This window comes from Rheinheimera mangrovi (assembly GCF_003990335.1).
Lineage (GTDB): Bacteria > Pseudomonadota > Gammaproteobacteria > Enterobacterales > Alteromonadaceae > Pararheinheimera > Pararheinheimera mangrovi.
The window spans coordinates 2,948,213-2,972,215 of sequence record NZ_CP034683.1 but is presented as its reverse complement, the minus strand read 5'-3'; the positions used below and the strand labels follow the sequence as shown (position 1 = coordinate 2,972,215).

General features: G+C 46.7%; 17 protein-coding genes. 8 read left to right on the top strand and 9 right to left on the bottom strand.

The window, feature by feature from the left end:
* Positions 1-49 precede the first annotated feature (49 nt).
* The 4 genes from EK374_RS13285 to EK374_RS13270 all read right to left on the bottom strand — a co-directional run bounded on the left by EK374_RS13285 (position 50) and on the right by EK374_RS13270 (position 5,419).
* Positions 50-736 carry a pseudouridine synthase gene (locus EK374_RS13285; RefSeq protein ID WP_127024441.1) on the bottom strand — a complete coding sequence of 229 codons (687 nt, stop codon included), beginning with the start codon at positions 734-736 and terminating at the stop codon, positions 50-52.
* A gap of 19 nt (positions 737-755) precedes the next feature.
* Positions 756-2,177, bottom strand: a complete 1,422-nt coding sequence (locus EK374_RS13280) for a DEAD/DEAH box helicase (RefSeq protein WP_127024439.1) — start codon at positions 2,175-2,177, stop codon at positions 756-758.
* A 150-nt stretch (positions 2,178-2,327) separates the two neighbouring features.
* Complete coding sequence (gene yegD, locus EK374_RS13275; protein WP_127024435.1) at positions 2,328-3,632, bottom strand: molecular chaperone; 1,305 nt, start codon at positions 3,630-3,632, stop codon at positions 2,328-2,330.
* A gap of 38 nt (positions 3,633-3,670) precedes the next feature.
* The gene (locus EK374_RS13270; protein ID WP_127024432.1) at positions 3,671-5,419 is read right to left on the bottom strand and encodes an esterase/lipase family protein; all 1,749 of its coding nucleotides are present in this window, start codon (positions 5,417-5,419) and stop codon (positions 3,671-3,673) included.
* 210 nt (positions 5,420-5,629) lie between these two features.
* Between EK374_RS13270 and EK374_RS13265 the strand changes: the two genes are divergently transcribed.
* The 4 genes from EK374_RS13265 to EK374_RS13250 all read left to right on the top strand — a co-directional run bounded on the left by EK374_RS13265 (position 5,630) and on the right by EK374_RS13250 (position 9,185).
* A complete protein-coding gene (locus tag EK374_RS13265) occupies positions 5,630-6,181 on the top strand; it encodes an RNA polymerase sigma factor (protein WP_206099205.1) in 552 nt (183 codons plus the stop codon).
* On the top strand, positions 6,171-6,689 hold the full coding sequence (locus EK374_RS13260) for a hypothetical protein (RefSeq protein ID WP_127024429.1): 519 nt from the start codon (positions 6,171-6,173) through the stop codon (positions 6,687-6,689). Before EK374_RS13265 ends, EK374_RS13260 begins: the two co-directional genes overlap by 11 nt.
* Before the next feature lie 14 nt (positions 6,690-6,703).
* Positions 6,704-7,660: a DUF4097 family beta strand repeat-containing protein gene (locus EK374_RS13255; protein WP_127026547.1), complete on the top strand. Its 957-nt coding sequence runs from the start codon at positions 6,704-6,706 to the stop codon at positions 7,658-7,660.
* Positions 7,661-7,853: 193 nt separating this feature from the next.
* On the top strand, positions 7,854-9,185 hold the full coding sequence (locus tag EK374_RS13250) for a DUF4397 domain-containing protein (RefSeq protein WP_127024426.1): 1,332 nt from the start codon (positions 7,854-7,856) through the stop codon (positions 9,183-9,185).
* A gap of 60 nt (positions 9,186-9,245) precedes the next feature.
* Here EK374_RS13250 and EK374_RS13245 read toward each other — a convergent pair whose 3' ends face one another.
* From EK374_RS13245 to EK374_RS13235, 3 genes are all read right to left on the bottom strand, one after another.
* Entirely contained in the window at positions 9,246-9,626 is a 381-nt protein-coding gene (locus tag EK374_RS13245; RefSeq protein ID WP_233280251.1) for a thiamine pyrophosphate-dependent enzyme, read from the bottom strand.
* A 34-nt stretch (positions 9,627-9,660) separates the two neighbouring features.
* Positions 9,661-9,918: a hypothetical protein gene (locus EK374_RS13240; RefSeq protein WP_127024420.1), complete on the bottom strand. Its 258-nt coding sequence runs from the start codon at positions 9,916-9,918 to the stop codon at positions 9,661-9,663.
* Between the two features lie 306 nt (positions 9,919-10,224).
* Positions 10,225-11,688 carry an OmpP1/FadL family transporter gene (locus EK374_RS13235; RefSeq protein WP_127024418.1) on the bottom strand — a complete coding sequence of 488 codons (1,464 nt, stop codon included), beginning with the start codon at positions 11,686-11,688 and terminating at the stop codon, positions 10,225-10,227.
* A 274-nt stretch (positions 11,689-11,962) separates the two neighbouring features.
* On the opposite strand from EK374_RS13235, the gene EK374_RS13230 reads away from it, so the two are divergent.
* From EK374_RS13230 to EK374_RS13215, 4 genes are all read left to right on the top strand, one after another.
* Entirely contained in the window at positions 11,963-13,030 is a 1,068-nt protein-coding gene (locus tag EK374_RS13230; protein ID WP_127024415.1) for an efflux RND transporter periplasmic adaptor subunit, read from the top strand.
* Positions 13,031-13,226: 196 nt separating this feature from the next.
* Positions 13,227-16,466, top strand: coding sequence for an efflux RND transporter permease subunit (locus tag EK374_RS13225; RefSeq protein WP_127024412.1), 3,240 nt, complete (start codon positions 13,227-13,229; stop codon positions 16,464-16,466).
* A 4-nt stretch (positions 16,467-16,470) separates the two neighbouring features.
* Positions 16,471-19,536, top strand: coding sequence for an efflux RND transporter permease subunit (locus EK374_RS13220; protein ID WP_127024409.1), 3,066 nt, complete (start codon positions 16,471-16,473; stop codon positions 19,534-19,536).
* Positions 19,537-19,901: 365 nt separating this feature from the next.
* Positions 19,902-20,708: a type 2 periplasmic-binding domain-containing protein gene (locus tag EK374_RS13215; protein ID WP_164731875.1), complete on the top strand. Its 807-nt coding sequence runs from the start codon at positions 19,902-19,904 to the stop codon at positions 20,706-20,708.
* Positions 20,709-20,770: 62 nt separating this feature from the next.
* Here EK374_RS13215 and pntB read toward each other — a convergent pair whose 3' ends face one another.
* Positions 20,771-22,147 (bottom strand): Re/Si-specific NAD(P)(+) transhydrogenase subunit beta, encoded by a 1,377-nt coding sequence (gene pntB / locus EK374_RS13210; protein WP_127024403.1) that lies wholly within the window; start codon positions 22,145-22,147, stop codon positions 20,771-20,773.
* A gap of 5 nt (positions 22,148-22,152) precedes the next feature.
* On the bottom strand, positions 22,153-23,685 hold the full coding sequence (locus tag EK374_RS13205) for a Re/Si-specific NAD(P)(+) transhydrogenase subunit alpha (RefSeq protein ID WP_127024400.1): 1,533 nt from the start codon (positions 23,683-23,685) through the stop codon (positions 22,153-22,155).
* Between the last annotated feature and the right edge of the window lie 318 nt (positions 23,686-24,003).

Here is a 24,003-nt window from a genome sequence, read left to right as displayed (position 1 = left end):
TTTATGAATACTTACTCTACAACACAAAAATAGAAATTGATAACAGACATTATTTAACCGGCAGGCAAACAGCTTTAAAACAACCTTCAGCTAAATCAGCGAGATTAAACTCCGCCAATTGAATACGTTTGAGGTGCAGCACTTTAAAGCCCTGACTGCGGCACATATAGCGGATTTGTCGGTTTAAGCCCTGGGTCAGCACAATTTCAAAACGATCGGTGCTAAGTTGGGTCACCTGACAAGGACGGGATTGATAGCTATGAGGGCCAACAGTCCAACTGACACCGGATGCCAGTTGCTTCAAAGCCTGAGTCGTCAGTGTTTTATCTACCGTCACCTGATAGGTTTTTTCATGGTAAAAATCAGGGTGCAACAAACGCTGTGCCAGCTCGCCATCATTGGTCAGCAGCACTAAACCACAAGAGTCTTTATCCAGCCGTCCGACCGGAAACAGCCGCATAGGGAATTGTTGCAGCAAATGGTACAGGCTGTCGGCTTTATCCGGATTGAGGTTACAGTCTATACCCACAGGCTTGTGGTACAGCAGATAATGTTTTTCGGTGGTAGCAGCAAAAGGTTGCTGATCGACCAGAATTTGGTCGTCAGCATCTACATGATCAATATGATTAGCGGGGCGGTAATTTACCAAAACCCGGCCTTCGTCAATCAGCCTTGAGGCGGCTCGTCTTGAACAAAGGCCATGGTCGGCCAGGTATTTGGCTAAACGAATCTTCATCCGCTTTAACCGTTATCTTTTAAGCCGTCGCTTTAGGCTTAGGTTTAAAACGACGGCGCTGGCCATTGCCGCTGTTATGTTCAGCAGCCGGAGTGGCCATATGACCTGCAGCCTGCGTTTGAATACCAGGAGTTTTTGGCGCTTCAAAACGCCGTGGCGGCTTTTGCCCCTGATGTTGGGCTGGTTTTTGTCCTGCATTGGCTTTAGGTTTATTGCCGTCAGCTTTTGGCTTAGCACTGTCCGCTTGCGGCTTACGCACAGGGCGGGGCGGGCGAGGAGCTTTGGCTATAGCCACCATAGCCTCAGGCAAAGGGTTTGGATTCATAGTCTGACTTGGCAGTTTAATACCAATTAAACGCTCCACCAATTTCAGTTGCGGTATTTCATCAGGAGCGACAAAAGATACGGCTAAACCAGATTTACCGGCACGGCCGGTACGGCCTATACGGTGCACGTAATCCGCAGGAGAGCGTGGCAATGCAAAGTTCACTACATAAGGCAGCTGGGATATATCTATGCCCCGGGCGGCCACGTCGGTTGCCACTAACACCCGTAACTCATTGGCTTTAAAATCGGCTAAAGCTTTAGTCCGGGCATTCTGACTTTTATTGCCATGCAAAGCGGCTGACGGAATACCAGCATAGGTCAGCTGTTCACTTAAACGGTTGGCTTCGTGTTTGGTTGGCATAAAAACCAACACTTGTTGCCAGTTGTTTTCGGTGATCAGTTCACACAAAGCAGCCGTTTTCTGGCCTTTGTTCAGCAGGTAGACTTGCTGCTCAATTTTTTCGACTGTGGTATTTTCCGGTGTGACCTGGATCATCAGTGGGTTTTGCAACAAACCTTTAGTCAGAGATTTAATTTCATCGCTGAAGGTTGCTGAAAACAGCAGGTTTTGCCGGACTTTAGGCAGCAGCGCCAGAATTTTTTTCAAATCGCGGATAAAGCCCATGTCCAACATGCGGTCGGCTTCATCCAGAACCAGCATTTGCACCTGATCCAGCTTCAGCGCATTTTGGCTTAATAAATCCAATAAACGGCCAGGAGTGGCAGTTAAAATATCCACACCACCACGTAAAGCCATCATTTGTGGGTTAATACTCACGCCACCAAAGACGACATGGTGTTTTAGTTTTGGGCTTAACTCTTTACCGTATTTCTGAATTTGTTCTTCAATCTGCGCCGCCAGTTCACGGGTCGGCGTTAAAATCAGCGCTTTGACCGGACGAGGTTTCTGAATTGGTTGTGCTGATAAAATTTGCAGTATAGGTAAGACAAAGCTGGCAGTTTTGCCTGTGCCGGTTTGAGCGGCTGCTAACAAGTCACGACGCTGCAATACAGCAGGAATGGCCTGTTGTTGAATAGGGGTTGGTTGGGTATAACCGGCCTGATGTACGGCCTCAACCAAAGCAGGGTTTAAACCCAAAGCAGAAAATGACATTAAATTTCTCAAATAAAAGCGTGAACCCCAATTGGCCCCCGCAAAAAGCCGCGCATTGTAACGGGAAAGCGCCAGTGCGACCAGCGCTATTGTTGGTTTTTTGTGCAACTTAGTGAATTGAGTGAAATTAAAGCTGATTTAGAGCCTTTGTTAGCCAAAACGAAGCGAAGCCAGTTTACTTAATCCCATAGCGACAGAGCCAAACTGGTCGCCGCGGATCACAGGTACATCAGGCAATAACTGCTGCAGCATTTGTTGTACGCCAGGTACAGCAGAAGCGCCCCCTGTAACAAAAATACTGTCTGGTTTTGCGCCAGCACTTTGTAAACACTGCTGAATTAGCTTACTGATGCCGGATAACTCCTGATACAAAGCATCCATCAGTTGTTGTTGCGACAGGTTTTGCAAAAGACCCTGATCAATACGGTCCAGTACTACATCCACAGCAGCATGTTCGGTCAGGCCGATTTTAGCTTGCTCAGCTTTTTGATTCAGGTAATAACTTAAATGTTGCTGGTATACCTGCACAAAGCGGTTTAAAAGTTGTGGTTCAGCCGCTAGATCTTTTAAATCCAGCAGTTCATCGTAGGTTTTCTCAGCGTAAAACCGCTCCTGGGCATGAATGTCGATAATATTGACTGCATCACTGAACAAAGCACCGGGCAAAGGTTTTCCATCCAGCGCCAGACTCTGGCGGCCAAAAAGTTTCATCAAACCATAAATCGTCAGTTTGATATCCATATCCACACCACCAATACGTTTACCGCTGTGGCCTAACAGGTCTCTGCTGCGGTCAAAGGTTTGGCTATGCTCTGGCCCTAACCGGATCAAGCTGATATCGCTGGTACCACCACCAATATCCACCACCAGCACCAGTTGCTCCCGGGTTAAATGCCTTTCGTACTCAATAGCTGCTGCTACCGGCTCATAGGCAAAATCCACTTCTTTAAAACCTACCCGGCTAGCTGCCTGATTTAAAATGGCCAAAGCCCGTTCATCACCTAAGGCTAAATCTATGCCCTGAAAATGGATAGGGCGGCCAATCAATACCCTTTCAACCTGATGACCTAATTTCTGCTCTGCACCTTGTTTGATCCGGCCTAACAATAAAGTGGCTACCTGCGTATAAATTTCAGTTTGAGCTGGCGTCAAACGGCTGCCGAGCATCGACTTCGGTGAACGGATAAACACACCACCTAAGGGATCCATGCTGTAACGTTCGTGTGCGGCTTTACCGACCAGCACTGTGCTGTTTTGTGCTAATAAACGGGTCAGACTAGCTGAAAGGTAAGCATCTTCATCTTCCGGATCACGCTGGCGCTCTATATACAAAGCCGAGCTTAAATAACGGCTGCCGTCCTGCTCCAAAGCTAATAAATGTGGCTGTTGGTCCAGCATAAAACCAGCGGCACAGTTGGACGTACCAAAATCAACAGCAAGATATGGAGCAGACATAAGATCACCTGTCAGAAAAAAGGCCGGCGAGTATAGCTTTAATCGTCAGGCTTGTCAGGCGACAGCGGCAGGATTTTGGCCTCGCCTGCAGGTTGTCTGAGGACCTGCAGTAAAAATTCTAAAGCTTGTGGTGATTGATAAGAGTTGTGGCGCGACGACACAATAATTTCCTGCACAGCTTTGTTTTGATGGGCGCTGAAAAAGGGTACGACACCGTCGCTGATTTGACTGCAGCTTCTTTCGTCTTGACAGGATAAAGGCCCATCGCTGCCGACAATGGAATAGACCGGGCGTTGATAAGTAAGCCTGTTTAAGCCTTGTAGCAATGGATGCCGTGGTGATAACACCTGCACAGAATGCGGGCCTCCACCGCCATTGAGGTATTCCCGCATCGGCAAGGTGATCTTATCCGGCCCCAGTTTCAGGATAAAGTTACTCATCAGCAGGGTGAAATTTTTGGGCAGGTTAATAAACCAACTGGCGATCTTGGCGAGAATAGATTCAGAGGATTCAGAGCCGCCATGGGGAGTATCCATAAACACCACTTTATCGATATAAGGTCTGGTGTTAAAAATAAAAATATCTTTTACCTTTTCCATTTCCTGCTGTGCATATCCCAGTTGTTCCGGGCGTTCTGTAAAACTTAAATCCCAGAGGACAAAGTCTGTATTCTGGACCAGCGTTTTACTGATAATACCGCCCATGCTATGGCCAACCACCAGCATCTGATCCAGTACCTCTGAGTCACCTTTGGCGTTGAGCATGCTATGCAACTCATCCAGTTTTTTACGTAATCGCATCGAATTGTAAAAGGGCGGCGGCCCTGACGGGTAAAAAGCATGCCAAATCTGATAACGCTGTTTGAGCTCTTCATCCTGCAATACCGCCATGGTGAGTTCATACCAGATCAAAGGGCTGGAATTTAAACCATGGATCATTAACAGCGGTTGTTTATTTTTTTGCAGTGGAGTGACGCTGTAAATGCCTAACTTATTGTCAGCCAGTTCCGCATTAAATAAGCCTGGCAGCTCTAAATCGGCCAGCTTCGCCTGCTGTATCAGCCATAAATAGCTGCTGGCCGCGTCATACAGCAGTGGATAAGAGGCTGATGTAAACCTCAGCTCTGTCGCCTCTTGCATCAGATGCCCTTGCAAGGTCAGCTGAATTTGCAGGTCTTTATTAAACTTCAGCTCTTTAAGACTAACAGTGACAGAGCGGAAAATGCCTTCTGGCGGGTAGTTTTTATCCCAGCCTGTGCCGGTGTTTTCCCGCGCAGCCACCAGACTGACACCTAAGCCTGTGCCTTTTATTTTTTGGTGATGACTTTTAATGGCTTGAAAATCACTGGCCAGTACAAAGTTTTCAAAGGGCAAGCCTGTTTCATCCAAAGGCGGCTCCAGCACGATGCGAAGCGCAGGATGACGGTATTTTTGTTTAGGTAGCATCAACTGCAAAAAGTGAGTCAGACTTTGATTGTATAAGGTGGTGGCTTGTTGCAGCTCTGTGTTGGTTAAGTGGGAAGACGACAGCCAAAACTGCGCACAACTGAGTTGTAACAGGCTTTTATTGGCAGTTTCATCCGGTAAGCTCAATAAGTCAGGGCAATACAAAGCCAGTTCAGCGGCGTCCATCTGTTGCATTCGGGCATATTGGTAACTAAACAGCTGGTTCGCTTCCAGCGCCCTTTTGGTGGATGGCAGCAGTTTTAAAAAATGCGGGCTGGTACAGCCGGCAAGCAGAAACAGGCAGAGCAAAAACAAGCTGATTTTTTTAAGCCGTGTTTGCACCTGTAGCTCCCGTTTCACACTAGACAGCACTCAGTTTGTCAGATTTCAGTAGCGTAAGACAAACAAAATTTATATTAAAAATCAGTCACTCAGCTATAGTATGGGCCAATATTATGCTGGGTTTTAAAATATTTATTTTTGTATTTAAACCTTTTGCAGCTGTGCGTTCGACTAACCAGATAACAACAGCAATAAAACAACAGGAATGGGATGTTAAGGTCTGACTTTCCAGAACAATGCGTGCCAGAGCAAAGTGTACGAGCCATGGATGAGCTGGTGTCTTTATCACAGCAGGGCGATCGTGCAGCGTTCAGGCAGCTCTATCAGCAACATTCTGGCCGGGTTTATGCGGTCTGCGTACGTTTGCTTGCCGATCGCAGCAAAGCTGAAGATGCTTGTCAGGAAGTGTTTGTGAAGGTGTGGCAACAATTAACCTTGTTTCGGGGTGACAGCAGTTTCAGCACCTGGCTGCATAGCATTGCCACCCGCACCGCCATCGATTTATGGCGTCAGGATAAGTTGCTTAGGTTGGCTACCGAAGAACTGCCCGAAATAGCAGGAGCAGAATTAGGCCAGAGCCGCGAATTAGAGCAGTTGATTTTACGCTTGCCCCATCAGGCAAGAGCTGTGTTTGTACTGTTTGCTTTAGAAGGCTATCAGCATCAGGAAATTGCAGAATTGCTTGGCATAGCCGAAGGCAGTTCGAAATCGCAGTACCACAGAGCACGGCAGTTATTACGGGAGTGGTTAGATGAAAACTGAACATGAATTAGATGCCTTAATCGCCGGACTTTCCAGTGAATTAACGCCATCCCGCGATTTATGGCCAGAGTTAGAACAGCGCTTAACGGATCGCAATGCAGCCGTAAGTACAGTGGTGCAGTTTAAAACCAGTAGATGGTTGTCCGTGCCTTTTGCCAGTGCCTATGTCGCTAGTGCTGCATCCGTTTTATTCGCCGTCACTTTATTTTGGCAGCCAGAGGTAGCACTACAGCCGCAGGTTTTTAACCCGAAGCTGGCAGATGCCGAAACCGCTATTGTGTACAGCTTTGAACAAGCCAAAGCTGAGCAATTGGCCAGTATGCAAACTGTCGACCCTGTGTATGCCGACTGGCAGCACCAACTTGCGCAATGGCAGCAGGCGATCGGGCAAGTACAACTGGCTTTAAAATACAATCCGAACGAAGCGCTGTTACTGAAACAATTACGTCAATTGTATAGCCAACAGCAGAATTACTTACAAAAAGTGGTCCAGTCGGGCCAGGTTTAATCTGGAGTAACATGATGAAACAACAACTTATTCTAGGCCTTGCCTTGTCTGTATTCTGTCAGTCTTTATGGGCTGCTGAATCGGTCAATGAAAATGTACAGGTGGCCAACAACGAAAAAATTTACATCGAAACTATGCGTGGAGAAGTGGAGATTGTTGCCAGTGGGCAGGGGCGCTTTAAAGTTTCTGGCACTTTAGATGAAAAAGCCGAAGGTTATGATCTTGAATCTAAAAATGGATTTACCAGCTTTAAAGTCAAAATGCCCCGTATGCGCAACTACGGCAATTGGGACGATCAGGAGAAAGAAGGTTCACGTTTGAAAATTGAAGTCCCCTCAGGCGCACAACTGGAGTTTCAGGGGGTGAATGCCAACGTTCGCGTGACTGGTGTGGAGGGGAGTACCAAAATCAGCACGGTGAACGGCTCAGTCTATGGCGAAAAATTACAAAAATTTATTCAACTGGAAACTGTGAACGGAGAAATCACCAGTGTGAACAACAATGGTCGTATCAGTCTGAATACGGTCAATGGTGAAATCGAAGACGCTGGTTCACAAGGCCGGCTTACTATTGAGACGGTGAATGGCAGTATTGACAGCAAATCTTCAGCGTCTGAAGTTGCTGTGTCACTGGTCAATGGTGATGCTGATTTGGAACTGAACAATGTACAACAACTGACCATGAGCTCTGTGAATGGCTCATTAGATGTTGGACTGAAAGGCAGTAAATCGCCCAGAGTGGAAGTCAGTACCGTCAGTGGCAGCGCTGAGCTGAAGCTGGAAAAAGATATTAGTGCCAAATTTAATTTGGTGGCTAATGCTGGCGGTTCTATAAAAAATGAGCTGACCAGTCAGAAAGCTGAAAAAGCAAAATATGGCCCACGTCGTAGCCTTGAATTTAGTACAGGCAATGGTGACGGTAGTATAGAGATGAGCACAGTCAGTGGTTCATTGAAGCTGGAAACACACTAAGCCAAAGGCAGGCGCAAGCCTGCCTGCTTACCGCAGCGCCTTTACATAACTTTGCAATAGCTCAATCGTGTTCAGTTATGTCTGAATTGTTAAAGCCTGTTATTAACTGTTGGATTTGGTAAAAACGCTAGGATTTTCAAAGGGCTATACATAATCTCTTGGCCAACTAACAACCAAGTTACAGGATAGCTTTATGAACATGATACAGCGTGCCAGTCGTCTGGCTTTGCCTTTGTTTTCGCTGATCGCCTTGGCAGCCTGCGGTGGCAGCTCAGGGGATAAAGCAGAAGAAGGGTTTAATCAGGGGTACGTGCAGTTTTACAATGGTGCTGCCAATAGTGCGAACAGTGCTTTTACAGTCAATGATCAGGCCGTTGGCTCAGCTATTTTTGGTGACGCTTCTAATATGCTGGCTATTGAGCCAGGCACTTACAAATATCAGCTAAAAAATGCAACCAGCACAGCCCTGATTAAAGAGGCTGATATCACGCTGAACAAAGGCGAAAAAACGCTGTTGTTAATGGCGGGTGACGCGACTAATCCAAGCATTTTAACTTTAACTCACAAGCGTGAAGAGAAGTTTGATGATGAGTTCCGTATTTTTGTTGCTAACTTATCAGCAAACTACGACAAAGTAGATGTTTACACCGCTGCCGAAACTGATGATTTCAGCAAAGCAACCTTGTTAGAGTCCGTTTCTGCTAAAGAAATTACCAAAACAGGCAAAATGCTGAAGCGTGGTAAGTACAAATTGTTCATCACCACTGCGGGTAGCAAAACGCCATTTTTTGAAGCTGCTGCTTATAACTTCCAGTACACCACCAGCTATGTCATGGTGGTTCGCGATAAGTTAGGCCCTATGGTCAATCAGGTTTCTCTGGATATAGTAGGTAACTCGACCACAGTGGAAGCTTTAGAACACCGTTTAGCTAAAGGCCAGGTTCGTATCTACAACAGTCTGGACAATCAGCAAGGTCAGATTGCTATCAATAATTTACCAGTTGCAGATTTAGTGCAGGATACACTGACGGATTACATCCAATTAGACAAAAACGACTACAGCATCGCTGTACTTGATCAAAATAACCAGCTGTTGTTAAACAACGTACTGTTGACCATCAACGCAGGTCAAAGCAAGTCAGTGCTGTTATTCCGTGATGCTGAACAAAAAGTAGGTTTAGTCAGCTTCACTGAAAAAAATCTGCCACAAATCCACGAACATGAAATTAACGTGGCCAACCTGGTCCCTGATTTCAAAAATCTGCACTTCTATTTTGTTCGTCAAAACGAAACTATTGAAAGTGCTAAATTCCATGTGAAAGCGCTGGATTTCAAAAAGTACGCTACGTTAGTGCTACCAAAAGACTTGTACTCAATTTCTCTGGTACAAGTAGCTGAAAATGGCACTATCAGCTTGTTAGACAAAACTGACATGCTGCAACTGGAAGCTGGTAAAAACTATATTCTGGCGGCTGAGCCATCCACTGTTGCACCAAGTGGTTATAAAATCACCCTGGTAAAATAGTTCACAGGTAGTGAAGTTGTAAAGAAAAAATGGCCACAGGAAGTGGCCATTTTTTTATCCTTAACCGGCTTTTATGTTGCACTGATCTACAGTATTACCCGTGATAGATTTCACCAGTCCGGCCATAGCAGGCGCTAAGTTCTGAGAGGGAATAATGATTTCCTCCAAAGCGGGTGTCTCTTTATTTGCCATTATCTTGTTCAGTGCTTGCTGCAATTCTGCTCCTGTTTGTACTTTGTATTCTTCAACAGCAAAAGCCTTGGCTAAACTCAGGTAATCCAAGCTAAGCCGCAGGTCAAAAGGCGCAAGCTGGTCTCCTTTGGCGAAAGTGCAGATATCGACAAATGATTGTTCTATGGCGCACACCTTATTGCTGCGCACAAAGACTACAGAGTTCAGCTGATGATGGCTGATGGTCGATAAACTCTGACCGATCATCATAAAACCAACGTCTCCGGCTATCGCCTGGGCAGGTTTATCGCTTGCGTAAGCAATGCCAGCTACACAACCTGTTTCCGGTAAAGATCACCCCCAGCGCCAATACCGCATCTGCCTTGTCGACATAATCCCGGGTCGCAGGCAAGGACGCACCATCAGCATAAGTGCCTACAAAAATGCCTTCGTTTTCACTAATCAGGGTTTTAGCCAGACTGGTGGTGCTGTGTTCGTAGGAGTAGGCTTCACCTACTATGTAGATCTCCTGATCTGCAACAGAATGGCGTATCCGGCACATAATTTATTCATGCCAGTCACCGTCCCATAACTCAACTGCTCAGGCGGCAGTACCTATGCTGCACAACCTTAAGTTAACGGTGAGTTCTACATCAATGCAGAGAAAGGTTGAACGCCGCTAGTCCCTTTGGTGTGAACATCATGATGGCTCAGACTGAAAGTCTTGTAACTATATTGGGTGCGTGATTTGTGCGGTTTTATCAAAAATAAAAATCGCGATAAACAATGAAGCGCAGTTGTTCTGGCCAAAAAAAACCACCGTAAAAACGGTGGTTTTGACGAGCAGCTGTAGCACTGTTCCTGCGGATTAGAACTTATAGTTCCATTGGACAGCCAGGATTTGTGCTTTATTGCGGTAGGTAGCCTGTACACCTGAGTTATAGATACGATCGCCATTGGCGTTGTATTCATGCTCATCAATACTGACTTTGTTCATCCACATATAACCGTAAGCAAAATCAATACTTTGCTCTGCAGTCACAGCCCAGTTTGCGCCCCAGGTCCACCAGATGCGGTCGGCGGTTGGAACTCTGGCTGTTTTATGACTGCCACTGATTGGGTTTTCATCATAAGCCATACCTGTTTTCAGCGTCAGTTCTTCGTTGTATTGAACCGTAGTACCTACAGAGAAAGACCAGGTGTCCTGCCAATGCTCAGGGATATACCCAATATAGCCAGCCTGGTTCAGGTTCTGTGGCAGCTGAGTGCTTAATGAAATACTAGGTGTTGCGTCATCGCTGACGATATCAATAGACTCAAAGCTGCTCCAGCCAGTCCAGTTCACACTGGCCTGCACAGATAAAACATCCGTCAGTTTCTGATCAACGCTAAAAGCCAGGTTGGCCGGCGTGGTTAAGTCCAGTTTACTTTGTTCCGACAAGTAGCTGTTTGATGCCAGTTTTCCGGTTGCTAAGCTGATGGCTGGCAGATTGGGAGCCACTGCAATAAAGTTTGGATTTCCTACTACGTTGGCACCAGTGATAGGTGTATTGGTGATTTCAGAATCACCTTTTAAGGTGTATTTCACTTCAGAGTGATACACCAAAGCCAGTTTAGTTGAGCCTAAATCACCGTGAAGACCAAAGCTATAACCCGCAGCTACGTCGTCACCATTTACTTCATAGTGGCTGTCACAGTAAGCCGCGTTATAGACATTGGCGCCATACAAACCATTTATGTTGGTTCCTAACTCACATAAACCGGAATGGTCTTTGTATTTAGATAAGGTGCCTTCGGCGTAATTGATATTTAAGCCTAAGCCAAAAGACCAGTCCTGACTCAACTTGTAAGCCACTGTGGGTTGCATAGCTACTACTTTAATGGAGGTTTCATCTGCAAAATAACGACCTACCCAATCGTTTTGGTAGTCAGATGACAAACCAAAAGGAGCGTACACACCAATACCCCAGCTTAAGTTGTCGGTGAAATGGTCACTGTAAAAGGCAAAAGGCACTAACTCTGACAACGTCAGTTTACCTGAGTCACGGCCTGAAACAGCCATACCATTGGCGCTTTGCGCCGATGCGTCGCTGTAACGTGTGGTGGCGTGGATCAGATTCAGACCACCGGAAAATTGTGCACCTTTGAGTTTTGTTAAAGCTGCAGGGTTAGAATACACCAAAGAGGCGTCGGTGATTTGCGCACCACGGCCAGCATAAGCATTGCCAGCGGCGCTGACAGATTGTTCAAATAATTTGTAGCCTTCAGCAAATGCAGACTGGCTGACTAAGGCAAGACTGATTGCTAGTGGTAATGAAGCTTTTCGTAACATTGTTTTTGTACCCTGTAATAAATTTCGCGGCATTATAGGAGGGTGAGGGCTTAGAGTACATGCTCTAAGACTGGCAAATTTTGCTACTGGTCGGATCTTGCTTTGACTAAAAAGTAGTGGAATTAGCTAAATTCAAATAATGAACAGAAGCTGATTATGTGTTTTATTTTATTAAGTTGTTGTTTTTAAATGGAATTGTTTTTCATTTTCGAAGTGGCACAAGGGATGCAATCCCACTGCAACTGATTCGACTTTGCTTGTTTAAGGATAAATTATGAAAACCCGTTCATTGCTTGCTACTGCTGTAACTACTGCCTTATTGGCCAGCTCTTTGGTATTAACCGGTTGCGGCAGCGCTGAAGGAAGTCCGGATGCTGCAAAAGTGGAGGCTGTGATCAGCATCCCTGTGGAAGCCGCTCTGGTCAGCCGTGGTGAAATCAGCAGTTTGTATCGCACCACCAGTACCTTGGAAGCCAAAGAAGATGCTGAAGTGAATAGCAAATCTACCGGCATAGTACAGCAGCTGTTTGTTGAAGAAGGTGATGTTGTAAAGGCTGGGCAGGTGATGGCTATCTTAGACACTGAGCGTCAGCAATTAAACTTAGCCAAAGGCAAAGCCGAATTAGGTCAATTGAAAAGCGAATTAACCCGATTAGAAGCCATGTACCAGAAAAAACTGGTTAGTTTCGACTTATACGACAAATTAAAATGGCAGGTTGAATCTTTATCTGCTTCTGTGGCTTTGTCCGAACTGGCGTTAAAAGAAACACAGATCATCGCGCCTATCAGCGGTGTGATAGCCCGCCGTCATGTCAAAGTGGGTCAGTTGATCACTGAATATTCATCCAAAGCTTTGTTTGAAATTGTGTCACAAGAACGTTTAGAAGCAGTGATCAATTTGCCTGAGCATCAGTTGCCTCGTGCCAAAGTAGGCCAGGTTGCCTATTTGCACTTCGCTGCTATGCCTGCAAAGGAAGCTAAAATTATCCGTATTTCTCCGGTTGTTGATGCCGCTACAGGTACTGCCCGTGTCACTGTTGCGGTGGATAACAGTGACCTGACATTAAAAGCCGGTATGTTTGCTCAGGTCGAAGTGCAATACGATGCCAAAACCGCTGCGTTGTTAGTGCCAAAACGTGCAGTAATGGCGATGGATAACAGTAGTTCAGTCTTTGTTGTGAACAAAGATGGCAAAGTAGAGCGCAAAACCATCACAACAGGTTATGAATCAGACAGCATGTTTGAAGTGGTTGAAGGTTTAGCTGAAGGTGATCAGGTGGTTACTGCAGGTCAGGCCAGTCTGAAAGAGCAAAGCCCTGTTCAGGTGATTGCGAAGAGTTAATTTAATCTCCCTCCATGGCAGGGTGAAAGCCCTGCCATTACGCCCTAAGTAATTGGAGTTGCAGCGCGACGACAAGCGATAGAGTCCCCTGAGCATAGTTGTCCTATGTGATTGGGGCGAGAGAGTGAAGTCAACAAAGCTGCGGCTTCAAGTACGACGGGCATAAAACAACTAAAAAAATATCTGGAGATCTTCTATGAAATTAGTGGATACAGCCGTTGCACGTCCGGTCACCATGTGGATGTTCACTTTAGGCATTATGTTATTTGGTCTGGTCGCTATGGGCCGACTGGCCGTCAATTTACTTCCTGATTTGTCTTACCCAACTTTAACTATCCGCACTGAATATGCAGGCGCAGCGCCGGCCGAAGTGGAGCAGTTGGTCAGTAAACCAATCGAAGAAGCTGTGGGAATTGTCAAAGGCATTCGTAAAGTGCATTCAGTATCCCGTGCAGGCCGTTCAGACGTGATTATGGAATTTGAATGGGGCTCAGATATGGATCTGGCAGGCCTTGAAGTTCGAGAAAAAATCGATGTACTGTACCTGCCGCTGGATGTGAAAAAACCTTTGTTGCTGCGGTTTAACCCAAATTTAGATCCTGTTGTTCGTTTGGCCTTAAGCCGGGATGAAAAAGCAGGCTTAAGTCCGGCGCAGTTGGTGAGCTTACGTACTTTTGCGGAAGAAGACCTGCGACGTCGTCTGGAGTCTTTAGCTGGCGTGGCAGCAGTGCGGCCTGATGGCGGTTTAACTCAGGAAATTCAAATTCTGATCGACAATGAAAAACTCAGCCAGCTGAAATTGAACATCAGCACTGTCAATCAGCGTTTAAAAGAGCAAAACATTAATCAGGCGGGTGGTCGTTTAGAAACTGGCAGCCATGACTACTTAGTCCGTACCATTAACCAGTTTGCTAGCTTAGACGAAATACGTAATTTGTATATTGCCAAGGTAGGCGAGAGCCAAATTCGCTTGTCTGACATCGCTGAGATCCGCGATGCCTTCGTTGATCGTCAAAGCATTACTTATGTGCATGGCAAAGAAGCCATTGAAATTGCCATCTACAAAGAAGGCGATGCCAATACAGTACAAGTGGCCAAAACTGTGACGGCGAAACTGACAGATTTACAGAAAAACCTGCCTGCAGGTTATCAGTTGACCTTAGTGTATGACCAATCCACTTTTATCAAACAAGCCATAGACGAAGTGAAATCCGCCGCTTTTGAAGGCGGTATTCTGGCGATGCTGGTGCTGTATTTGTTCCTGCGTAATGTCTGGACCACTCTTGTGATCTCCATTTCTATCCCGCTGTCTGTGATTGCCACTTTCAACCTGATGTATGCCCAGGATATTAGCCTAAATATTATGAGTTTAGGTGGTATTGCTCTGGCTATAGGTATGCTGGTGGATAACGCTATAGTCGTATTAGAGAATATTGCCCGTTATAAAGAGCAAGGCATGGCGCCTATGGAGGCGGCGAAAAAAGGTGCCAGCGAAGTCGCTATGGCCATTACAGCTTCTACTTTGACTACTGTGGCGGTATTTTTCCCACTGGTGTTTGTCGAGGGAGTGGCTGGTCAGCTGTTTAAAGATCAGGCGCTAACCGTCACTTACGCTTTATTGGCGTCACTGCTGGTGGCTTTAACTCTGATCCCTGCGATGGCGGCTCGTGAGCGCACAACGTCTGCTGCAACTGTAGCTTCCGACACCACAGCAGCACCACTGTCTATTAAGCCAAGCCGCTGGTATTTATGGCCGCTGGTGCCTTTTCATCTGTTGTATCTGGGCGTACGCTTTCTGTTTTTATGCCTATTTACCTTATTCACTATTGTGTTCCGCGCTGTAGCTAAAGGCTTAAGATTTATCTTTAATCCGCTGCTGAATCTGGTTCAGGCATTTTTACGGGTTTTGGAGTCGGGTTACCGTGCTGTATTAACTGCGGCCTTACAAGCTAAAGCTTTGGTACTGACTGCCACTATAGGCCTGACGGCTCTTATTTATTCACTGATCCCAGGTTTAGGTTTTGATGTGATCCCAAGCATGAGTCAGGGGGAGTTTTATGTCGAAGTGCAACTTCCTGTCGGTAGCGCGATCGATCGTACCGACAAGGTGTTAAAACAATTGGCAGAAATTGCGACGCTGCAGCCGGAAATTGATCGTAGTTATGCTCAGGCCGGTACAGGTCAGCAAATGACTGTGGATCCAAATGTTGGAGGCAGTCATTGGGGCCGCTTAAATATTATTTTAAAAGACAGCGCGACTAAAGCTGATGAAGAACGACTGATCCAGTTGTTCCGTGATGCGGTTAGTACAATGCCTGCGCTTACTGCAAAAATAGACAGACCCCAGTTGTTCAGCTTTAGCACACCGCTGGAAATTGAGCTGTCGGGCCATGATTTAAGCAGCTTAAAAGCAACCTCGGATCAACTGGCAAAACTGTTAGCCGGCAATGACAGATTTACTGATATCAAAAGTTCATTACGTTCAGGTCAGCCTGAAATCACCTTACATTTTCACCACGACAGGTTATCTCAGCTGGGTTTAACAGCGGCGGATGTGTCCAAGCGGGTGGCCAATTATATAGGCGGTGAGATTGCAGGTCAGTATTCCATTAATGATCGTAAAGTAGATATTCGTGTACGTCTGGCGGAAAACTTCCGCAATACCGAACAGCAACTGGCGCAAATTATTATCAACCCAAATAGTGAAAAACCACTGCCATTGTCTGCCGTTGCTGATATTAAGCGCGAAGTAGGCCCAAGCGAAATTACCCGTATAGGCCAGCAACGTGTGGCGTTAGTCAGCGCGAATCTGGCTTATGGTGATTTAGAACAAGGCACTGTGGCTGCTAAAGCTGTGTTGGCACAACTGACGCTGCCTTATGGGGTTGGCGCCACTATTGTCGGTCAAAGTGAAGAGATGGAACGTTCTTTTAATTCCTTGATGATGGCCTTGTTGCTGGCGGTGTTCCTGGTGTACCTGGTGATGGCATCGCAGTTTGAAAACCTGCTGCAACCCCTGTTGATTTTATTCACTGTGCCTTTGGCTGGTGCTGGTGCCGTACTTGGCTTATGGCTGACTGGAACCCGGGTTTCTGTGATTGTGTTTATCGGCTTGATTATGCTGGCCGGTATAGTGGTGAATAACGCCATAGTACTGATAGACCGTATTAACCAGTTGCGTGACGAAGGAATGGCGTTAAATGATGCCATAGTGCAGGCTGGTGCTACTCGTTTACGTCCTGTTCTGATGACGACTTTAACGACAGTGCTTGGTTTATTGCCAATGGTACTGGGTAGCAGTGATGGTGCTGAAATCCGCTCTCCTATGGCCATTACAGTGATTTGGGGCTTAAGCCTGTCGACCTTGCTGACGCTGGTGTTTATCCCTGTGTTGTACCGTCTGACTGCGCGTGATGTGCAAACGGTTCAGGAGTAACGGTATGGATCATAAACCTTTAGCCATCACCCGTTTTGCTTTAACCCGGCCTGTCACTTTATGTATGATGTTTTTGTCCTTGCTGGTGTTTGGCTTAATCGCCAGCCGCATGCTGCCACTGGAGAGATTTCCCGGCATCGACATTCCTGAAATTTATGTGCATGTGCCTTACCCCAATGCCACACCCAGCGAAACCGAACGTTTAATTACCCGACCAGTGGAGGAAGCGCTGGCGACAGTGACTGGCATTAAAAAGATGCGCAGTTTTTCTAAAGAAGATGGTGCAGATGTTTCGCTGGAATTTAACTGGGAAGAAGACATCAATACCAAAAGTATTGAGGTGCGTGAGCGTTTAGACAATATGCGTCATTTGTTACCACGTGATGTGGAGCGGGTGATGGTGTACCAGTTTAATACCTCCGATATGCCGATTTTCCAGCTGCGGATCTCCAGTGATCGTGACTTAGCTATGGCGTACGACTTGCTGGAACGGGTGATTAAACGCCCATTGGAGCGGGTGCCTGGGGTATCCAAAGTTGAGCTATATGGCGTGGATAAACGCCAGGTAACTATTCGCCTTGACCCACAGCGTATGCGTAATTTACAGGTAGACCCGGTGCAATTGGTGCAGCTGCTGCAGGAAAGTAACTTCGCGATGACTGCGGGCGAGCTGCGTAATCCAAACGAAAGTATTCTGGTGAAACCTGTAGGAGAGTTTGCCAGTCTGGATGAAATCCGTGCTTTACCTATACGAGCTGGTTTAACTTTAGGTGCAGTGGCTGATGTAGTGCTTGAATTACCTAAACGTCACGAAGGCCGGCATTTACATCAGGCTTACGCCGTGGGTATGAACGTATTTAAAGAATCCAACGCTAATCTGGTGGATGTATCCCGTGCTGCGATAGCTGTGGTGGATGCAGCAGGAAAAGATCCGGCTTTTAACGGCATTAATTTATTCCTGATGGACGATACGGCTAAAGGGGTAACGGACTCTTTGTCTAACTTGTTAAGTTCCGGAGCTATTGGCGCTTTACTATCTTTTGGCGTGTTGTATTTGTTCTTACGTCATATTCCAACCACATTAGTGGTAGTGTTGTCTGTACCAGTCTCTATCGCGATCACCTTGGGGGCTATGTATTTCCTCGGTTACAGCTTAAATATACTGAGCATGATGGGCCTGATGCTGGCTGTTGGTATGCTGGTAGACAACTCTGTGGTTGTCACTGAAAGTATATTCCGTGAACGTGCCGCTGATCCTGATACGAAAAAAGCCACAGAACTGGGTGTAAACCGGGTCAGTCTGGCTGTACTTGCCGGTACCGCCACAACAGCCATCGTATTTTTGCCTAATATTATTGGCCAAAAAGTGGATGTGACAGTGTTTTTAGAGCACGTCGCCATAGCTATTACCATAGCTCTTGGTGTGTCGCTATTAATCGCTTTAACCCTAATTCCATTCCTGACCACTAAAATCAAACAAATTCACAGCTCTGAAAACGCGGCACCAAGTAAAGTCGATAAGTTTTATGGCCGCTGCTTACGCTGGGTCATGGCATCGCCAAAAGCCGCAACTGGCATCGCCTTTTTATTGTTGTTCAGCGTCGCGATCCCTATAGGCGCTGTATCTGGTGGCGATGATGATGGCGGTGACAGCAACAGGGCTTTTTTGAACTATAACGTGCAGGGCAACTACAACCTGACTGAAGTTGAGCAGGAAGTAAAGAGGATGGAAGCGTATCTGTATCAGCATAAAGAAGAGTATGAAATTGAGTCTGTGTACAGTTATTACACCGCTAATCATGCCATTTCGATCATTATGTTTAACGATCCATTGGTGAAACCCGTTGCAGAAATTAAAGAAAGTATTCGCAAAAACTGGCCACAACTGGTGCGTGCACAGCCCAGCTTTAGCTGGAGTGATAGTGGCGGTGGTATGCAGGTGCATTTATCCGGTCCATCCACTGAAATGCTGACCAAACTCGCGGCCGATATAGTGCCGGTCATCGCACAGGTGAAAGGGCTGGAAGACGTGCGATCTGAAATCGCCGATGGTCAGTTTGAAATGCAAATACAGTTGAATAATGAAGAGTTACAACGTCAGGGCCTGGATGCCAGTGCTGTAGCTCAGGCTGTAACACTGGCGCTGCGCGGCACCAACTTGCGCACTTATCGTTCTGATGAACAGGGAGAAGTACAGCTTAGAGTCTTGTATGACGAAAAAGTTAGTCATTCACCTGCAGAGCTTGCTGCTATTCCTGTGCTGGTAAAAGACAATGTAGTGATCACTTTAGCTCAGGTGGCTGAACTTAAAGTCGAACCTTTGTTGTCAGAGATCCGTCGTTTTAACCGTCAGACCACCCTTGCCATTGGTATGAATATGGGCAAAGAGCTGACGATGGACAAAGCCCGCGAAGAGCTGACCACGAGGTTAAATCAGCTGCAGCTACCCGCTGGTTATGCCTGGTCTTTTGAAGGCAGTTTCCAGTATCAGGATGAAGCTCAGGGCATTATGCAAATTAATATGCTGTTGGCTGTGGCTATGATTTATCTGGTGATGGCGGCGCTGTTTGAGTCCTTGATTATGCCAACAGCTGTAATTGGCTCCCTGCTGTTTTCTTTTGTTGGCGTGTTCTGGGCTTTTTTAATCACCGGCACTTCTATGGGCATTATGGGCATGATAGGGATGCTGGTGCTGATGGGCATAGTGGTGAATAACGGTATTGTATTGGTGGACCGCATTAATCAGTTGCGTAACGAGCAGCCTGATGCAGAGCTGGTGCCACTTATTATCGAAGCCTGTGAAGCAAGGTTACGCCCTATTCTGATGACGGTGTCGACCACAGTTTTAGGTCTGCTGCCTCTGGCCTTTGGTGATGCAACCATAGGCGGGGACGGTCCGGGTTATGCGCCTATGGCTATCGCCATTATTGGCGGGCTGGTGTTTTCTACCTTAACCAGCTTGCTGCTGGTGCCATTAACCTACTGGGGCTTAATCCGCTTTAATATCCGTTGGTCAGGCTTCTTGGGTAAGGCACGGCTGTTGGCAAATAAGGTGATTACGGCGGGTTAGTTGTTAGCTCATTTGCAGAAGGCAAATCTAGTTTGATTTGCCTTCTATTAGGTATGTAAGGCAATGACAACTCAGTACTTTCAATGCGGCTAAAACACCTGAGTATCTAATCAGCCACAGCATTTTTTCATCCTCTTATCCCAGCCGGACAGTGCCGACAGACTTCCTGTTGTTTACTAAAGCTCCAGGGGATGAACCACAGTGTTTTGCTAGTTTGGGGCGGCTTTGTGCCGCTCTTTTTTTTAGATGAACGGTCGAGCCTCACCTTGTAAATCAATATGCTGAATCTATTCTTAGTGTTGATTTCTTCATCTTTTGGTTTCACCATGACTTGTATTTTAAGCTGTGTGATCTGCTGTACACTGATGCTGTTCCCTCTGCAATCCAGAGCTGAAGATATCATCAAAATCCGGCATTATCATTTGCAGCCCCGCCACGATTTTGCTTTAAAACTGCTGGAGCTGGTGCTGTCAAAAAACGGGACTCCCTACCAAATTCTGGCCGTGAAATCCAATGAAGTATTAACAGAGGGCCGGGTCGAAAAAATGGTGGTGGATGGAGAGCTGGACATGTTGTTTATCTCCACCTCTTCAGCACGCGAAAGCGCTATGATCCCGATTAAAGAACCCATTTACCGGGGCTTGCTCGGATTGCGGTTGTTGCTGATTAAACCCAAAAATAATGAAAAGTTTAAACAGATAAAAAACCTGCAGGATTTGAAACCTTATGTAGCTGGTCATAACGTGCACTGGAGTGATTTTGCTGTGTTTAAAGCCAATGGCTTAAAAGTGGTTAGCACGACCAGTTATGACGCCTTATTTGAAATGTTAAAGCACGAAAGGTTCGACTATTTCTCCAGAGGTGTCAATGAAGTCTGGTCTGAATTGGCACAACACTCAGCTCAACTGGTGATAGCCGATAATCTGATGTTGTTTTACCCGCACCCAGTCTATTTTTTTGTCGGTAAACACAGGCCTGAATTAGCTGATTTAGTGGAAAAAGGTCTGAAGATAGCCACGCAGGATGGATCCTACAAAGCCTTGTTCCTGAGTTATTATGCCGACACTATTAAAAAGGCGAATTTAAACAGCAGAACTATGATTTTTTTGCACAATCCGGCTGTGCCAGCAGGCACGGCCCCTATTGATACCAGTTGGTGGTTAACGCCCTGACCCCTGTATAAAAGGAGCAGAGCGTTGTTAGTTTTTTAGCTATCAGGCTAAAAAATACAAGGTTACAGTGCTTTTAAAATCGCATCCACAGTGGCTTTGGCATCGCCAAAACACATTTGGGTATTGTCTTTATAAAACAGTGGGTTATTTACGCCCGAGTAGCCTGTGTTCATAGAACGCTTAAACACCACTACGTTTTGTGCTTTCCAGACCTCCAGCACAGGCATACCGGCGATTGGGCTGGTTGGATCTTCAGCGGCTGCAGGGTTGACTGTATCGTTGGCGCCAATGACCAGCACTGTGTCGGTGTCAGAAAAATCTTCGTTAATTTCATCCATTTCCAACACTATGTCATAAGGCACTTTGGCTTCCGCCAGTAACACATTCATATGACCGGGCATACGACCAGCCACAGGGTGAATGCCAAAGCGAACAGTGATGCCACGCTCTTTCAGTTTCTGGCAAATCTCTGCTACCGGATACTGCGCTTGAGCCACAGCCATACCATAACCTGGGGTGATCACCACAGAGCTTGAGTTTTTCAGCAGCTCTGCCACGTCTTCTGCACTGATTTCGCGGTATTCGCCTTGCTCTTCTTCGCCAGAACTTTGTTTCGCATCGGCCTGACCAAAACCTCCGGCAATGACGGAGATAAAAGAGCGGTTCATCGCTTTGCACATAATGTACGACAAGATAGCGCCGGACGAACCCACCAAAGCACCAGTGACAATCAGTAAGTCGTTGGCCAGCATAAAACCTGCGGCCGCAGCGGCCCAGCCTGAGTAGGAGTTCAGCATGGACACCACAACCGGCATATCAGCACCGCCTATGGAGGCGACCAGATGCAGACCAAAGACTAAGGCTATCAGCGTCATAATCAGCAGTGCTGTTTCACCCGCTTCGAAGCCAACAAAATAAACCAGCAATACGGCTGATGCTAACAAGGCCAGTAAATTTAGTTTATGTTTATGCGGAATGCTCAACGGCTTAGAGCTGGCGATGCCACGTAATTTGGCAAAAGCAACGATAGAACCTGAGAAGGTGACAGCCCCTATAAAGATCCCTAAAAACACTTCGGTTAAATGCACAGTTAAGGCTGCGCCAGCAGCGTGGGTTTCAAAGAAGCTGTTGTAACCCACCAGTACTGCAGCCAATCCGACAAAACTGTGCAGAATGGCCACTAATTCCGGCATTTGGGTCATTTCCACTTTCAGCGCCAGTCGAAGGCCAATAGCGCCGCCTATCGCCAGAGCAATAGCTAATGGCAGCATGGCGTCAAAGCTGACACCAGCAATGGTAGCGAGCAGGGCTATGGTCATGCCCAAAATACCTAACCAGTTGCCTCGACGAGCACTTTCCTGTTGAGAAAGTCCCGCTAAGCTGGCAATAAAAAAAGCGGCGGCCAGCAAATAAGCTGAGGTAATTAATCCTTGTGTCATGGCTGTTACTCCCCGCCTTTGGTAAACATTTTCAGCATGCGCTGCGTCACAGTAAAACCACCTACTATGTTAATACTAGCTATCATCACTGCCACAAAAGCCAGCACTTGCACCAACAGCGAATCGCTGCTGATTTGCAGTAATGCGCCCAGCACTATAATGCCGGATATCGCATTGGTGACGGACATCAGCGGGGTATGCAAGGCATGAGTAACGTTCCAGACTAAGTAGTAACCCACCACGCAGGACAATAAAAATACGGTAAAGTGCGCTAAGAAATCACTGGGAGCTGAGTAGCCAATCCAAAGTAAAAGCAGAGCTGCAACACCAATAAACCAATTGGTGTTGATTGATTTTTTCGGCGTTTTGGCAGCTGGTTTTTCAGGGGCGGCCACAGGCTTTGCTGCGGCAGTGACACTGATAGCCGGGGGCGGGAAAGTTACTTCGCCCTGATGCACCACAGACATGTTACGGATAATCACATCCTGCATATCCAGTACCATCTGGCCATCTTTGGTTTTACATAACAGCTTGGCTAAATTTACCAGATTGGTGCCATAGAGCTGTGAGGACTGAGCGGCTAAACGGCCAGGTAAGTCGGTATAACCTATGACTTTAACGCCTGACGCTGTTTCTGTGATTTGGCCAGTTACTGTGTATTCACAGTTACCGCCAGTGGCTGCGGCCAAGTCAACAATGACAGAGCCGGGTTTCATTGAATCGACCATGGCTTTGGTAATAAGCTTTGGCGCCGGACGTCCTGGGATGAGCGCCGTGGTAATAATAATGTCGACTTCTTTGGCTTGATCAGCAAAAAGCGCCATTTCTGCGGCAATAAACTCTTCCGACATCACTTTGGCGTAACCGCTGGAGGAGGAGCCATCTTCAGCAAATTCGAGTTTTAAAAATTCACCCCCCAACGACTCAATTTGTTCAGCCACTTCAAGCCGGGTATCAAAAGCCCGTACTATCGAGCCCAAAGAGCGGGCCGCACCAATAGCAGCCAGACCAGCCACACCAGCACCAATGACCAGCACTTTAGCGGGCTGCACTTTACCTGCTGCGGTAATTTGACCACTTAAAAACCGGCCAAAACTATGGGCCGCTTCAATCACTGCACGATAGCCTGCAATATTCGACATGGAGGACAAGGCATCCAGCGACTGAGCACGTGAAATCCGCGGCACCATATCCATCGCCAGTACATTAATGCCTTGAGCAGCAAGACGAGCGACTAAATCCGGGTTTTGTGCCGGCCAGATAAAACTGACTAAGGTGCTGCCTTTTTGCAGTAAACTTATTTCCTGATCTGTCGGCGCATTAACCTTATAAATCAGCTCACTGGCCCAGAGTTTTGCACTATCAGCTACGCTGGCGCCTGCCTGAATATAAGCTTCGTCGCTAAAACCTGCAGCAGCACCAGCGCCACTTTCCAGCAGGACACTAAAGCCTAATTTCTGTAGTTGTTCGGTGGTGGCCGGAGTGGCGGCCACTCTGGTTTCGTCTTGCAGTTTTTCTTTGGGGATAGCAATAAACATCCTGACCTCTTGTCCTGTTTTTTTATTTGATCCTGCAAAGCAGAGTGATCGATAGCCCACATCTTCAAGGATGGAGGACATACTTCTCGCACTGGAACTGCAGTACTGCTTGCTTCGGGTTTCCTGAGGGGACTACCACCCCGCCAACACAAAACAATGATGCGGACGGGGGCTCGGTCAGGTGTCTTTGCTCTGCAGCGCCAGACTAAAGCCTTGCTTGCTGCTTGTTTCAGCAAAATTCGGCGTAACGACTATAAAGAAAGGTCAGATCAGTTGACAATGCCTTTTAGTTATAGCTTAGAGGATAGTCGGCAATTT